Source organism: Paenibacillus riograndensis SBR5 (assembly GCF_000981585.1).
In the GTDB taxonomy this organism is placed as follows: Bacteria; Bacillota; Bacilli; order Paenibacillales; family Paenibacillaceae; genus Paenibacillus_AQ; species Paenibacillus_AQ riograndensis.
The window spans coordinates 3,980,425-3,994,986 of record NZ_LN831776.1; the positions used below are offsets into that span (position 1 = coordinate 3,980,425).

A 14,562-nucleotide genomic window follows, 5' to 3' on the forward strand; every position below is an offset into this window, starting at 1 on the left:
CTCTCGAAAAGTATAGATTTAATATCACTATAAGGTTTAGGGATGAGCGACAAAGGTGGATAAAAGCCGATCGAGAGGAGTATAGTTCTTTGATAAGTAGTGGTTCACTTGAAAAAGGTCACCATACTGAAGCAACGGTTTTTCAGAATAAAGCCTTAAAGCGACAAAGAGATTCAGGTTTGAGATAATATGAATGGAGCCTAGAAAATGGACCAGCTTAACAATTTGATAAAAAGTAATTGGTATGGAGAAAAAAACTCAAGTTGCGACATCGCTTGTTTAAGAGAAGCTCTTAAACAAGCGAGAACAGAAAAAGATAACATGTTATTAATAATTGATCTATTGAAATTGGGTGATTTTGCAGTAAAAGGTATACTGTTTAAAATGATGAGTACTACTAAAGATGAAAATATATTGAATTTATGTATTCGGTTATTTTGTTCGGTGGCATCACATAAAGATCTGTTGAAAAGTGAAAATTTGTTATTTCTTTCGGACTTATCAGAGAATAACGCTAATACTTTTGCTGCGAGTGCCTTGTACACTTTGTCTTACGATGTTGTTCCATATCTACTAGCAATGTTAGAAGAATGGGAAGATACAGAGGTAGAAGGAACGATTAGAAATACATTGGATATTTTCCTGAATTATTCAGATGAAATAAACGAGGAAGCAACTGTAGATGAGATTGGGAATTATTATCTCGACTTTATTAAGCAAGTAGATTTGAATAACTATTATTACTATTCGTCTCCAGTTTTTCCTGGAACTTTAGCTAAAAAGATTATAGAAAAATCGGTTACCTCTATAAATGATGGAATTCCTGTGAGAACCAATGTAATTCCTACTTTATTATCAGTTTGGAGTGGAGTAAAATGTCCAGTTCAATACGACACAATCGTTGACAATAAGATACTTGATGAGATTTATCAATATGTTACTATTCTTTCCAAAATGAATTGGGAAACCGGGGCAAAGTATTTTTACGGAAACCGAGTATTTTAGTACCATACACTGATTTAAAGAATAGGCCGCTCTTAAGAGGTTCAAATAGAGTGGTCTTTTTCCTTCCCTTTCTTACGTACTATTCATTGCCAAGCTGGAAAATACAACGAAATGACTTTGATGGTAAGAAGCCGATCAGTTTTAACGATGTGGGTTACATTAAGTGAAATAAATTAGACATTATGGATCACCTAACTGATGCTGTCACTTGAGCTGCCACTTAAATAAAGGAAGGGACTAAATCAATGGAATTATCTGATGAAATACATGTCAAGATTTTAAAACTATGTGAGAGAGGTGATGAGTTATTAGATGAGAACAAAGTGGATCTTGCGATAACTAAATACTTGTCAGCGTTAGAATTAGTGCCTAATCCAAAGAGTGATTGGGAAGCAAGTACATGGATATACACTACGCTTGGTGAGATATATCTTATAAATAAAGAATTTAATATTGCAAAAGAATATTTTTATAATGCGTTGAATTGTCCTGATGGCATATCCAATCCTTTAATTCTTTTAAGAATTGGAGAAACGCTTTTTGAAACACAAGATTTAGAACAGTCCAGGGAATATCTATTAAGGGCGTACATGTTGGAAGGTCAGGATATTTTTGGCGAGGAAGATGAAAAGTATTTTAATTCTATCAAAAGTTTAATCTGAAGGAGGGAAAAGTAATGGTATTACTTCAACCACCATTAAAAGAAAAGGTGGACAGTCTCTTTAAAAACTGTGCGGATAAATATAAAAATAATGAATTTGCAGAGGCTATAAGTATACTTGAGAGTGGGTGGGATTTACTTCCATATCCAAAAGTGACTTATGATGAAAGTTATACAATCGTAGAGTACATAATACAGTTCTGTCTTTTGGCAGAAGATTTTGTACAAGCGAAAAGATGGAGTGATATTATATTTATTTGTGATCTTGAAAGAATTGATAGCGGGAAAAGAGAATTCTTGGCAGGAAGAGTAGCATTTGAATCTGCTGATCCAACATTTATATGATAAAAATAATATGCAAGTTACAATCACCGATGAACAATTATTAGAAGCTTATAAACAAAAAGGTGAAGAGTTGCCGATTGAATTAATAATTGCTATGGGAGCTTCACACAATATAATGTATGTTCCTAGATTACAAGAAGCTCTTTATCATCAAACGATGCGAGTAAGAATCAAATCTATGCATAGCCTTCTCAGTATAGGTGATACTGATAGTCTCGACGCATTAAGAATAAAAGAGCAATCCATACCAGAAGAAGATTTCCTTTCTTCTATCAGCGAAAAGGCAATTCTTCAATCTATAATCATCCGACTGGAGAATGGGCCTGAAGGTGCTGTACAAGCATTTTTTAATGAGGGGGTTCATCCTGCAGTTAAAAACAAATTATTGTATAACTACTCAAGTACGATGATTTTAACACTTGAAGATGTACAGTTTGTAATTAAGGCACTAGAGGCATACGTGAATAAAAGTGAATCCTGGATGCTAAAGTTGAAAAAAACGAGCTATGAAGATGCTATTATTAAGGGTTTAGAGTCACTATGGAGAGCTTCTGAACAAAAAAAACCGCTAATGGATTATGTCAGCAGTGTGTTTATTGAGAAATTAGTTGAAATAGGTTCTCAAATTTTAAAAATGAAAATAGATTCTTACGCAAAGGAAGTTATAGTAATATTTGCGAAATACTTAAAACCCCAATACGCTTATAGCATGTTAGAACCAATAGTAAATAGTAGCATTAGGGGCGACATAAAAAGGGAACTGGAAAAAACCCTGCAAATCCTTCAAATGGATAAAAGGAAGGAGGATTGAGTATATGGGGATGGAGCACAAGTGTTTTTTATTTGATACAGTTAATTTCAATAAAGAACTAAGCGAAATTATTATCCGATCTGGTGAAACAAACAATTCAGATGTCCTTATAAAATTTATAAATTCAAATCTTTCTAAAATTTGTTCACCATATACGGGTGAGTTACTGACAGTAGATTGGGAGGATGAATTAGAGAACGGTAGCATCCAAGAACTATGCGATTTTGCAATGACAAAGTATTATTCACCAGATGAGGAAGACGGACTCTCTTATACATGGGATGCCTTACTAGAATCGTTACGTAATTTGACTATGAATTTTAAGACGGAAATTTACATTCTCGGCAGCCCTTTAGAATCAGAGTCCTTTATACTTGATCCTGGTGGGATGGGGTTAGGGTTCGTGTATTTAGAGGATATTCCTGTTATTTACTCGGAACTAGTCGGTCTAAAACAATGTTTTATGGAAAATTGCTTGACAAGTTCAAGCAACGTACTATACGAAATAGATGAAACTGAGTTAATCCATGCTTATGATAAACTTGTATTTATCTATAAAACAGCCAAAGAGATGGAGCGCGGTTTGTTAATAACTTTTTAAGGCAAACTCCAGTGCAACATGGATCAGAGACTCAGTCAGATATACACTAGGCCACAAGGTGCCCCTGCACCAGACTCGGTCTAGTTTTTTCTTTCTCATAGCAACCTAAGTAACTGCTGAGATCATCACTGCCGCCCTTCAGATGATTATGAATTTCATCACACTGTAACTGCAAGCAGATGCGATTAAATCTGTCGCCCTGACCTTGGTCCAAGCCTCTGACTATAATTCAGAGATGGCAAAGTCTCAAGGATTGACACCTCACCACTTCAGCAATACAGAAATACAAATGATTCCGTCAAAACTCCATGGAAATACACCACATAAGGGTTCTGCTTCTGAGATGAGAATTTCAAATAATTAAAATAGGTGAAAATTGTGTACTTAAATACGGAGATTCTAAATTTGAACAAGAAGTGATTTATAAATCATTAGAATTATCGCCTTGTACAGATAAGAATGGTTTTAATGCTTTTGATTCATTTTTTGGTTTTGATGGTGGCTTGGATGACGTGAGTCATAAAATTAATCAGTACTATGAAAGGATCCCCAGTTTTTTAATACCTATTGCAGACGATGGTAAAGGGAATCTTATATGTATTGGTGTCAAGGATGGGTTCAATGAGAAAATTTATTTTTGGTACCACGAAAATGAATTGATTGCAAATGTAATGCTGAATGAAAAAAAATACGGAAATATTGGTTTAGATGATTATTGGGACAACGTTTTTTTAGTTTCAGATAGCTTTGTTGAAAGAAAAAGATCATATCTTATTAATAAGGATAGGATCGATTTTCGCACATTACCATTTAATATGGAAAAAGGATGTATTGATTAATGGTAGCAATTCAATAGACAGTTTAAAGCAACTGCAAATCGCTTTATTTTATCAGTGTATGTCACAGGATCTTTATAAATTTCGTTATCCGCGTATGATGGTGAGCTATACCTTTAAGGACATAGTCTCAAGCTTAATACATTTCACAATGTTTGGATGGGAAAGAGAGGAATCGAAGTTGAACTCCTTGATAACGAGTTAGTACCACCCGGTGAAAGATGTATAAAATACTATTCTGAGATTCAAGTATAGTATATTGTTTGTATCTTAAGAAGTTTACGGAGGTATATCTATGATTACAGCAAAAGATTTTTTAGAAGAGTGGAAAAAGGAAACTTATGGTTTAGTCGACTTTGATAAAAAAGTAATAGAATTATTTTCTTTAACAAAAGAAACTAAGGATTTTTTGATTGAAGCAGGTTTGCCAGAGTCCTCCCCTCCATTTCTTACTTTCGAATCTTCAATTAATGGCGGTGGAGTTAGACTGACTGATAAATACGTGAATGTTGAAGAAGTATATTCGAAGTTCATATATGTTGGATATACCGGTAGCGGAGCTCCTATATGTATCGATGAAGAAAACGACGAAGTTATATATATTGATAATGAAAACGATAATGAAGAGATATTTATAAATTCTTCGATTTCACAGTTGGCGGAATCATTAATTGTATATGTGGATTTTATTGAAAAAATAAAAAATGTAAAGGGAAAAAAGGCATATTTTGAAAGAAATGCAACAAAAGAGTTGTTATCTTGGATTGCTAACAGACTTCAGAAAATAGATTCTGATTCGCTTGTTCAAGGTAGTTTCTGGGAAGAGGAATTGAGCACTTTCAATTAACAGTGGTAGAAGTCGTAAACCACAATTCAAACAAGATAGGTTCACCAGCAAATAGTTTATTTAGCGGAGGTGCGAAGAATGAGTTATGAACTCATAAAGAGAAATGCAAATCAAGATTAGATACTACCATGATAGGCCTTTTTTTGTTGTATAGGAAATTATACAGTACTTTTTCAGCAGTTGCGGACTCAGGAGCCGTTATATCGTTCGATGGAGCCTGGAATAAAGGGGAAAGGGACAAATAAGGGCATCTGAGTCCGTAGTCCTGCGAAATAGACGAATCTCCCTTCAATAACGGCTTTCCTGTCCGTAACGGCTGTGGATAGATTGTGAAGGAATAGGGCGATCCGTTTTCGGCATGCCCCCGTCGATTTTGGAGCGGTGAGGAATCCCTGCGGCCGTAGGCCCATTACTAAGATGTGAGTAGATAAAACTGATGACTGACTCCAGTCTAACATGCATCAGAGTCTCCATCTGATAAACACTAGGCCACAAGGTGCCTTGCACCGGAGTTAGTCTAGTTTCCAACCGTCTTGCTGCTAAGATCAACACAGGCGGGGCAATCACTGCCGCCCTTCCAATGATTATTAATACCATCACACCGTCCTAGAAAGCAGATGCAATCAAATCCGTCGTCCAATAGGAGGGAACGAGGCTGAAAGATATTTCACTTCCGGAATGCCCATATAACTCAGCACAGCCATATCCTGCAAGTTTCCGCCAACTCCGTATCCGCCCCCCAGAACCTGTGACACCCGCTTTTCAATGGATAGTCTTCACCAACAGTTAAACAAACTGAAACCTTTAATCTCGCAATATCGTCTATGATGGGGTATATGAGCTTATGCCCATTTCCATTATCAGGCAGTAACAGGGAGGAAATCAAGCAGTGAACTCTTCATCATTACCACAACGCTCTACGGTCCGCAAGAAGAAACCCGTGCGTAAACGCAAGAAAAAAAGCTTTTTCCGCACGCTTTTCAGAGTCTTTTTATTCGGTATTTTTCTGCTTTTAGCCGCCGGGGGCTGGCTGTATTTTGCCCCGTCCGCCCAGAACACCCGTTATCTGATAGCAGATACGCTAATAACCACCCAGCACCGCTATTTGGCGAAATATATAATCGGCGAAGAAGAACTGAAGGAACGTGTCACGGCCTACAATCAGCGGTTTGAGCATATGGGAGACGAGAAGGACACTCACGTTATTAAAGAACCTGCAGCCGAAGAACAAAATAAACCGCTGGTTGAGGTAGAAAAGGTGTCAGGCAGCGGCTACACCGGATATGTTATGACGGTTAACGATCCGACCAAGGTCCGCCTGGGTGTGCCGAACAAGATCGGCTCAGGCGAAAAGGTGACCAGTATGGTGGCCCGCACAGGTGCAATTGCCGGCGTGAACGGCGGAGGGTTCGCCGATCCCAACTGGAAGGGCAACGGCTTCAAGCCGATTGGCCTGGTTATTTCGCAGGGAAAGCTGTTCTATAACGGCCTCGGCGGCAAAAAGTCTACACAAATTGTTGGCTTGGACAAGCAGGGGAAGATGATCGCCGGAAATTATACGCTGGATGAGCTCAGCAAGATGGGGGTACAGGAGGCAGTGACCTTTCAGCCCCGGATCATTGTCAATGGCAAAGGGCTGATTAAGAACGCCGCAGAAGGCTGGGGGATTGCGCCCCGGACCGCGATGGGGCAACGTGCCGACGGCGCACTGCTGTTCGTGGTCATTGACGGCAGACAGCCCGGATACAGCATTGGCGCGAACCTTTATGATGTGCAGCAGATTATGCTGAAGCACGGAGCTGTTATTGCCGCTAACCTCGACGGCGGTTCATCTACGGTTTTGGTGAAGGACAATGAGATTGTGAACAAACCATCCTCGCAATATGGCGAGCGCTATTTGCCCACCGCCTTCCTGGTGTTCGAGCATCCGGAACAGGCAAAGATCAGGAACATTTGGGAAGGGCTCGACCCGTCCAAGATCGATGCGGGTAAAAAGCGCAGCCAATAAGTACCCGCAGACTTTTCATACATCCGGCATGGATGGAACTATGAATCTATGCTACTATAAGCAGAAACTGAGGTGCCGTTCCTTCCGGGGAACGGTATCTGTTTTAAGCGGGAAGAGAAGGTTCAGCAACAACAGTTCTTGCAAAAGGGGGAACAGGTTTGACATTGCAGCAGCTCCGCTATGCCATTGAGATTGCGAACAGCGGCTCGATGAATGAAGCGGCCAAAAGGCTTTTTGTCTCCCAGCCAAGCCTCTCCAATGCCATCAAGGAGCTGGAGAATGAGCTGGGGATTACGATTTTTGAACGGAACAACCGGGGCATCAGCATTTCTGCCGAAGGGGTGGAATTTCTGGGGTATGCCCGGCAGATTATCGAACAGACCGAATTTATGGAGAACCGGTACACCGGGAAGAAGCGCAGCCCGATTTATTTTTCCGTGTCTACCCAGCATTATCCTTTTGTCGTGGATGCTTTTGTCAAGCTGATGAAAGAGAACAAGGTGACGGAATACAACTTCAGTCTGAGAGAGACTCAGACCTATGAGATTATCGAGGATGTGCGGACGCTCCGCAGCGATCTGGGGATTCTCTACATTAATGAGGGCAATTATAAAGTGATGAACAAGCTGTTCAGCGACGGGAACCTGAAATTCACGCCGCTCTTCAACACCAATCCGCATGTGTATGTGCGGGCAGGCCATATGCTTGCCGGCAAGGAGTTGATTACACTGGAGGATATTCTCCCCTACCCTTACATTACTTTTGAACAAGGCGAGAACAACTCCCTGCATTTTTCCGAGGAGATGCTTAGTTTCACTCAGATTGAGAAAAATATCCAGGTGACAGACCGGGCCACGCTGACCCATCTGTTGCTGGGCAGTGATTCCTATACGGTAGGTACGGGAATTATGGATGCTGAGCTGAACGGAGACGGGCTGGTGACGATTCCTTTTGACAGTCCTGAAATGTTCACCGTCGGCTGGATCGCCCACAAGGACCGCAAGCCCGGCGAGATGATGTCCGCCTATATTGATATTCTGAATGATCTGGTCACCAGAAATAATTTTGACCTCAAATCTTTTTTACTCTAACCGCAGGAGGAACGTATGATTAGTCCAGTTCACGGCTCCAAACGAAATACTCCGCCCTTCCGCTACGACATTGTCGGCAGCTTCCTCCGCCCAGAAGCATTAAAAGCCGCACGCAGCCTGCATCTTCAGGGTGAAATTACAGACGGGCAGCTGCATGAAATCGAGAATGCGGAAATCTCCAAGCTGCTGGAACAGGAGAAGGCGCTGGGTCTTAAGGCTGTCACAGACGGCGAGTTCCGGCGGTCCTGGTGGCATCTGGATTTTTTTCTCGGGGTTGCCGGTACGCAGAAGATCAGTCTGGATCAAGGCAGAAGCGCCAAAGAAGCGGTGCAGCGGGCAGAAAGCTTCCGGATTGTTGGCAAAATCGCCTTCGGCGATCATCCCATGGTTAGCCAGTTTGTAGAGCTGCAGCAGATGGCCGGGGACACACTCGCTAAAATGACCATTCCATCCCCGGCGCTATTCCACTTCGTGGAGAGCTATAACGGAAATGAGGTCTACCCTGACCGGGAGGCATTGTTCCGCGATATTATCCAGGTCTATCAGGACGCCATCCGGGCCTTCTACGAGGCAGGCTGCCGTTATCTGCAGCTGGATGATACCACCTGGGGCACACTGTGCAGCGGCAGACACCGGGCGCATCTGCGCAGCCGTGGCATCGATCCCGACCAGCTGGCGCAGGATTATGTGCGGCTGATTAACGAGAGTATCGCCGGACGGCCAGCGGATATGACCATTGCCTTGCATGTCTGCCGGGGCAATTTCCGCTCCACCTGGTTCGCTGCCGGAGGATATGAACCTGTTGCCGAAGTCCTGTTCGGCCAGGCTGAAGTGGATGCCTTTTTCCTCGAATACGACAATGAGCGTTCCGGCGACTTCGCTCCGCTGCGCTTCATCCGGGACCAGCAGGTCGTCTTGGGGTTGGTAACTACGAAGCACGGCGGTCTGGAGAGCAAAGAGCAGATCATCGCCCGCATAGAAGAAGCGGCACGGATTGTACCGATCGACCAGCTGTGCCTCAGCGCCCAATGCGGCTTTGCATCGACCGAGGAAGGCAACATGCTCACAGAGGAAGAACAGTGGGATAAGCTTCGGCTGATTATTGAGACGGCGGATGAAGTGTGGGTGTGAAATTAACCTGATCTGAAGAATGGCGTAATTCCATATAATTAATGTCGCATATTTCTATTAAAAATACGCTTTTTATGTGCTATTTTAAATGCAGATGTCAGAATATTATATATTGGAGGTATAAGCAGTGACGCTTAGAATCGGTGTATTAAGCTTATGGCATGTGCACGCCTGGGATTATATCAAGCAGGTCCAGGAACATGAGGATACCGTGATCGCTGCCGTGTGGGATGAAGATCCCGTGCGGGGGCAGGCGGCTGCCGGGCAGTTGAACGTTCCTTTTTATGCATCACTGGCCGATCTGCTTGCGGAGGATGATATAGACGGCGTTATTGTGGATGCGCCCACCCGTATGCACACGGAGGTGCTGACCGCTGCGGCCAAAGCCGGAAAACACATTTTTACAGAAAAAGTGATTGCTGCGACACTGAAAGAAGCCAACGCCATTCTCTCCGAGGTCTCCAAGCAGGGGGTAACCTTGACCGTGTCCTTGCCTCGTTTGTATGACGGGTACACCTTAGCGATTCAAGAGGTACTCCGTCAGGGCTTGCTTGGCACCGTTACTTATGTCAGAGTGCGCTTGTCGCATGACGGAGCGATTGCCGGCTGGCTGCCGGCCCATTTTTATAATCTGGAGGACTGCCAGGGGGGAGCTTTGATTGATCTAGGGTGCCATCCGATGTACCTAACCAGACTCTTCCTGGGCCAAGCGGTGACCGGGGTTAGCGCAAGCTTTGGTTATGTCACCGGCAAGGAAGTGGAAGATAACGCCGTTGCGACCCTTTCTACGGATTCCGGAGCGATCGGCGTCGTTGAAGCGGGCTTCGTCAACAGCCATTCACCTTTTGCAATCGAAGTGCATGGCACGGAAGGGACGCTGCTGTACGGGACACCGGACCAGAAACTGCTGATTCGCACGAAGGCGGCAGGAGATTTCTATCAGGAATGGACCGAATGGCCTCTGCCGGCCCCCGAAGAAAGCGCATTCCGGCAATGGGTGGCTCATATCCAAGCGAATACATTTGCCGAGGATAATGTACAGACAGCCTTAGAACTGACAAGGCTTATGGAAGCGGCGAACCTTGCGGCCAGGGAAGGCCGTACGATACTTTTGAAAGCGCTGATAGATTAGGATGATCCGGGAAGGTGCCGTATGGAGCCGGTGTTCATTTGAGAAAATGTTCGAGAAGCAGGATATGCTGGAACGTCTCGATATTTGCATCGAATGGGGGCATTACGAGATCAAGGTGCTCCGCTTCCACTTGACCTCTTTTCCGGCAGGCAAGGTTATAGATTTCCACAAGCATGCCGAGTTTGAATTTCATTTCATCCCGCGCGGGCGGGGAAAGGTCATTCTCAGCGGGCAGCAATATTCTCTTTCAGAAGGCATGCTCTATCTGACCGGGCCGGGTGTGATCCACTACCAGGAAGCGGATGCCGGGGAAGCTATGGACGAACTGTGCCTGCATGTGGATATTACAGCCAAAGAAAGGAAAGGCGTTGACCCCTGGGAAGCCGCCGAAGCCGAGGAGACTATGGTCAAGCTGCGGGCTCTGCCTGTGGTTCCGGCGTATGATTATCATCGGGCGATGTACTGCTTTTTGGAAGCCTATGAAGCATGTGACGGGAAACTGCTCGGATATTACACTTCGATCAAACAACTGGTGATCAGCATCTTGTTGAAGACCATCAGGGCGTATGACAGCGGGGACAACCGGGCGGAAGCACCAGTGCGGAATATGGCAGCGTACAGATACGAATATGCGGTCCAGTATATGGAAGCCAATCATAAAACCCCTGTAACCCTGGACAATGTGGCGGAAAAGCTCCATATCAGCAGCAGACAGCTGCAGCGGATCTTCAAACAGGTTCAGCCGGAACGGCCGTTTAGCCGGATTCTTGAGGAAATCCGCCTGCAGGCAGTATGCCGTGCATTGGAAGAGAATTTGTCCTCCATTGAGCAGATCGCCCAAGATTCGGGATTTACCAATGCCAATTATCTGCATGCTGTGTTCCGCAAACGTCTGGGCATGACGCCCGCAGCGTTCCGCGCATTGAGACAGCAATCCAATTCAAAGTGAGGGTGACTTAATATGAGTACAACGTATCGGATAGGTATTATCGGTTGTGGCGGTATTGCTAACGGCAAGCATCTTCCCAGCCTGAGCAAGCTTCAGAATGTAGAGCTGGCCGCTTTTTGTGACATTATTGAAGAACGGGCGGAAGAGGCCCGGCAGAAGTATGGAAGCGCAGAAGCCAAAGTATATACCCAATACACAGAGTTATTAAAAGACGGATCGCTTGATATAGTCCATGTGCTTACCCCTAACATCTCCCATGCGGAAATTTCAATTGCCGCCTTGGAGGCCGGCAAGCATGTGATGTGCGAAAAACCGATGGCCAAAACAGCGGCAGAAGCCAAAGCAATGCTTGAAGCCGCCAAACGGACCGGCAAAAAACTGACGATCGGCTACAACAACCGTTTCAGGGAGGACAGCTTGTATCTAAAGCAGCTGTGCGAAGCCGGGGAGCTTGGCTCCATTTATTTTGCCAAAGCCCACGCCATCCGCCGCAGAGCTGTACCGACCTGGGGAGTGTTTCTGGATGAGGAGAAGCAGGGCGGCGGACCGTTGATTGATATCGGCACGCATGCGCTGGATTTGACCCTGTGGATGATGGATAATTATCAGCCCAAGGTGGTTCTCGGCACCACCCACCACGAGCTTTCGCGGAGAGAGAATGCAGCCAATGCCTGGGGACCGTGGGACCCGAAGCAATTTTCGGTGGAGGATTCGGCCTTCGGGATGATTGTCATGGAGAACGGCGCCACTATTATGCTGGAGTCCAGCTGGGCGCTGAATTCGCTGGATGTCGATGAGGCCAAATGCAGCCTGAGCGGAACGGAAGCGGGTGCAGACATGAAACAAGGACTGCGCATTAATGGCGAAAAGCTGGGCCGTTTGTATACGAACGAAATCGAGCTTAGTGCGGGCGGAGTGGCCTTCTACGAAGGCAGACAGGAAAGCGCACCCGATACCGAAATGCGCCAGTGGATTGAGGCGATTGATCAGGACAAAGAACCTGTGGTGACGCCTGAACAGGCCTACGTGGTTTCCCGGATTTTAGAAGCCCTCTATGAATCCTCGCGTACGGGCAAGGCCATTTATCTGAATGAACAGGGCAGCTGATAATGTAGATGATTAAGGGAAAATCCAGACAATATTTATTTCGATAATGACTTTTTATTGTGATTTTGTTATAGTGGTCTATATTGAAAAAGCATAACACTTCAGCGATGAAGAGAAGAGTAATCAGGCGGCATCGTTCACAGAGAGCTTCGGAAGGGTGAAACGGAGCAGCGGTGCGCCTGATGAAAAAAGTCTCCGAGCTTCATACGGAATTGGGCCCTGCGCCCAAGGATGCTATGACGGGATCTCCCGTTACAGAGATAGGGTATAAGCGTAATGGCCGTACCCGAAGAGGCGGGCATGGTAACAGGCTCGCGAACAGAGGTGGTACCACGGCGCTGATTACAGCTCTCGTCCTCAAGATGACAATCTTGCGGATGAGGGCTTTTTTGTTTGCTTTTTACATTAACTGTTGAGGTGATTGTTCATGCATTGGTCCGAAAAAATAGCGAACCGGCTCATCGAAAGCCACCCGGAGCAGCAGACATTCGTGTGCGCATCGGGGATTAGTCCGTCGGGTCACATCCATATCGGGAATTTCCGGGAGATTGTGACGACTTATTTTGTAAGCAGGGCGCTCGAAAAAGCCGGCAAACAGGTGCGGTTCATTTTCTCGTGGGATGACTTTGACCGGTTCCGCAAGGTTCCGCTTCAAGTCGATCCAAGCTTTGAGCAGTATATTGGCAGACCTTACACGCAGGTTCCTTGTCCTTACGGCTGTCACACCTCCTATGCCGAGCATTTCGAGCAGGAATTTGAAGAGGCGCTCCAGTCTTTTGGAATCAGGCCGGAATTTATTTATCAGAGCAAGGAGTATCAGTCCCGCCGGTACGCACCCGGAATTCTTCATGCGCTGCGCAGCAGAGGTGAAATCTACGATATCCTGATGTCGTTCAAGACGGGTGAAGCCAGCGAAGCGGACAGAGCCGCATTCTATCCTGTGAGTATCTATTGCGGAGATTGTGGCAAGGACTCGACCACGGTGCATTCTTTTGATGAAGACAAAGAGCTCTTGACCTACAGCTGTACATGCGGCCATCATAGCAGTCTGTCTATTCCTGAGGCGGATAATATCAAGCTGCAATGGAAAATCGACTGGCCGATGCGCTGGAATCTGGAGCAGGTGCTGTTCGAGCCCGGAGGCCGTGACCATTCGTCGGAAACAGGCAGTTACAATGTAGCTTCGGTTATCTCGGAGCGGATTTTTGGAAGTGCGCCGCCCATGTATGAGCCCTATGAATTCATTAGAATCAAAGGAAGCTTTGCCAAAATGTCCAGTTCCTCCGGGAACAATTACACACCCGATGATCTGCTGAAGGTCTATGCACCGGAAAATATTCTGTTCCTGTTCGCCAAATACCAGCCGGGTGCGGCGTTTCATATCGGCATGGATGAAGATGTGCTGCGCAACTATACGGAATTTGAACGCTACCGGAAGGCTTACGGCTCCCTTACACTTACGGATGATATCCGCGCGGCATTGGAGTTGTCTCTGATTCATCCGCTGGACGAAAAAGCGCCCGGCTTTGGGCCCATTGCAGGCTTGCTGCCTTTGATTCATTTTGATCGAAAATTGCTGCTGGAGATCATGACACGAAACGGGGAGGAAGTAGATGTCCAGGGACTGGAGCAGACAGCGGAGCGGGCGGAATATTGGATCAGACACTGGATGCCGCAAAAGCTGGTTACTGTGAACACCCGCCGTAATAACTCGCTGTATGAGACATTGGAGGCTCATGAGCAAGAATGGCTGGCTGCCTTTTGCAGGCTGCTGAGAACCGGGGGAATGGAAGATGAGCCGCTGATGAAGGCGATATACGCTATTTGTTATGACGAGGATAAAAAAAGCATGAAAAACAATCAAAAACGTCTGTTCACGTTAATCTACCAGCTGGTGCTGGGCCAGGAGACGGGGCCGCGGATCCCTGTGCTGATTCAGGCGGTCGGGATAGAGAAGCTGCTGGCGCTCCTGGATTTTTAGCGGGACCGGGACTGCCCTTTACGGGATATATCGAACAGAGGTATAATATACAAGACT

At 45.3% G+C, this 14,562-nt stretch carries 15 protein-coding genes and 1 other annotated feature; all 15 genes read left to right on the forward strand.

Annotated elements, in window-relative coordinates; all coding sequences use genetic code 11:
- Window positions 1-207 precede the first annotated feature (207 nt).
- The 15 genes from imm47 (at window position 208) to lysS (ending at window position 14,505) form a co-directional block, all read left to right on the forward strand.
- A complete protein-coding gene (imm47, locus tag PRIO_RS16625; RefSeq protein WP_046503579.1) occupies window positions 208-1,005 on the forward strand; it encodes an Imm47 family immunity protein in 798 nt (265 codons plus the stop codon).
- A 245-nt stretch (window positions 1,006-1,250) separates the two neighbouring features.
- Window positions 1,251-1,667 carry a tetratricopeptide repeat protein gene (locus PRIO_RS16630; RefSeq protein WP_046503582.1) on the forward strand — a complete coding sequence of 139 codons (417 nt, stop codon included), beginning with the start codon at window positions 1,251-1,253 and terminating at the stop codon, window positions 1,665-1,667.
- 14 nt (window positions 1,668-1,681) lie between these two features.
- Window positions 1,682-2,011 (forward strand): hypothetical protein, encoded by a 330-nt coding sequence (locus PRIO_RS16635; protein WP_052741473.1) that lies wholly within the window; start codon window positions 1,682-1,684, stop codon window positions 2,009-2,011.
- A complete protein-coding gene (locus PRIO_RS16640) occupies window positions 1,983-2,822 on the forward strand; it encodes a HEAT repeat domain-containing protein (protein ID WP_046503585.1) in 840 nt (279 codons plus the stop codon). Before PRIO_RS16635 ends, PRIO_RS16640 begins: the two co-directional genes overlap by 29 nt.
- Window positions 2,823-2,826: 4 nt before the next feature.
- A complete protein-coding gene (locus tag PRIO_RS16645; protein ID WP_046503588.1) occupies window positions 2,827-3,423 on the forward strand; it encodes a hypothetical protein in 597 nt (198 codons plus the stop codon).
- Window positions 3,424-3,658: 235 nt separating this feature from the next.
- A complete protein-coding gene (locus PRIO_RS37330; protein WP_144412112.1) occupies window positions 3,659-3,787 on the forward strand; it encodes an HNH endonuclease in 129 nt (42 codons plus the stop codon).
- A gap of 1 nt (window position 3,788) precedes the next feature.
- Window positions 3,789-4,262 carry an SMI1/KNR4 family protein gene (locus tag PRIO_RS33930; protein ID WP_331709850.1) on the forward strand — a complete coding sequence of 158 codons (474 nt, stop codon included), beginning with the start codon at window positions 3,789-3,791 and terminating at the stop codon, window positions 4,260-4,262.
- A 292-nt stretch (window positions 4,263-4,554) separates the two neighbouring features.
- On the forward strand, window positions 4,555-5,106 hold the full coding sequence (locus PRIO_RS16655; RefSeq protein ID WP_046503591.1) for an SUKH-4 family immunity protein: 552 nt from the start codon (window positions 4,555-4,557) through the stop codon (window positions 5,104-5,106).
- 889 nt (window positions 5,107-5,995) lie between these two features.
- A complete protein-coding gene (locus PRIO_RS16660) occupies window positions 5,996-7,114 on the forward strand; it encodes a phosphodiester glycosidase family protein (protein WP_039785603.1) in 1,119 nt (372 codons plus the stop codon).
- Between the two features lie 158 nt (window positions 7,115-7,272).
- On the forward strand, window positions 7,273-8,205 hold the full coding sequence (locus PRIO_RS16665; protein ID WP_020426256.1) for a LysR family transcriptional regulator: 933 nt from the start codon (window positions 7,273-7,275) through the stop codon (window positions 8,203-8,205).
- Window positions 8,206-8,220: 15 nt separating this feature from the next.
- A complete protein-coding gene (locus PRIO_RS16670; RefSeq protein WP_020426255.1) occupies window positions 8,221-9,336 on the forward strand; it encodes a 5-methyltetrahydropteroyltriglutamate--homocysteine S-methyltransferase in 1,116 nt (371 codons plus the stop codon).
- A 127-nt stretch (window positions 9,337-9,463) separates the two neighbouring features.
- Entirely contained in the window at window positions 9,464-10,468 is a 1,005-nt protein-coding gene (locus tag PRIO_RS16675) for a Gfo/Idh/MocA family protein (protein WP_046503595.1), read from the forward strand.
- 46 nt (window positions 10,469-10,514) lie between these two features.
- On the forward strand, window positions 10,515-11,417 hold the full coding sequence (locus PRIO_RS16680; RefSeq protein ID WP_020426252.1) for an AraC family transcriptional regulator: 903 nt from the start codon (window positions 10,515-10,517) through the stop codon (window positions 11,415-11,417).
- A gap of 12 nt (window positions 11,418-11,429) precedes the next feature.
- Window positions 11,430-12,524 (forward strand): Gfo/Idh/MocA family protein, encoded by a 1,095-nt coding sequence (locus PRIO_RS16685; RefSeq protein ID WP_046503604.1) that lies wholly within the window; start codon window positions 11,430-11,432, stop codon window positions 12,522-12,524.
- Between the two features lie 98 nt (window positions 12,525-12,622).
- Window positions 12,623-12,886: a binding site (T-box leader), on the forward strand.
- 65 nt (window positions 12,887-12,951) lie between these two features.
- Complete coding sequence (lysS, locus tag PRIO_RS16695; RefSeq protein ID WP_020426249.1) at window positions 12,952-14,505, forward strand: lysine--tRNA ligase; 1,554 nt, start codon at window positions 12,952-12,954, stop codon at window positions 14,503-14,505.
- The last annotated feature ends 57 nt before the right edge of the window (window positions 14,506-14,562 follow it).

Excerpts from the sequence above, each read along its gene's own strand:
- imm47 (WP_046503579.1), top strand. The coding sequence starts at position 208 with ATGGACCAGCTTAACAATTTGATAAAAAGTAATTGGTATGGAGAAAAA.
- PRIO_RS16630 (WP_046503582.1), top strand. The coding sequence starts at position 1,251 with ATGGAATTATCTGATGAAATACATGTCAAGATTTTAAAACTATGTGAG.
- PRIO_RS16635 (WP_052741473.1), top strand. The coding sequence starts at position 1,682 with ATGGTATTACTTCAACCACCATTAAAAGAAAAGGTGGACAGTCTCTTT.
- PRIO_RS16645 (WP_046503588.1), top strand. The coding sequence starts at position 2,827 with ATGGGGATGGAGCACAAGTGTTTTTTATTTGATACAGTTAATTTCAAT.
- PRIO_RS37330 (WP_144412112.1), top strand. The coding sequence starts at position 3,659 with ATGGCAAAGTCTCAAGGATTGACACCTCACCACTTCAGCAATACAGAA.
- PRIO_RS16655 (WP_046503591.1), top strand. The coding sequence starts at position 4,555 with ATGATTACAGCAAAAGATTTTTTAGAAGAGTGGAAAAAGGAAACTTAT.
- PRIO_RS16670 (WP_020426255.1), top strand. The coding sequence starts at position 8,221 with ATGATTAGTCCAGTTCACGGCTCCAAACGAAATACTCCGCCCTTCCGC.
- PRIO_RS16680 (WP_020426252.1), top strand. The coding sequence starts at position 10,515 with ATGTTCGAGAAGCAGGATATGCTGGAACGTCTCGATATTTGCATCGAA.
- PRIO_RS16685 (WP_046503604.1), top strand. The coding sequence starts at position 11,430 with ATGAGTACAACGTATCGGATAGGTATTATCGGTTGTGGCGGTATTGCT.
- lysS (WP_020426249.1), top strand. The coding sequence starts at position 12,952 with ATGCATTGGTCCGAAAAAATAGCGAACCGGCTCATCGAAAGCCACCCG.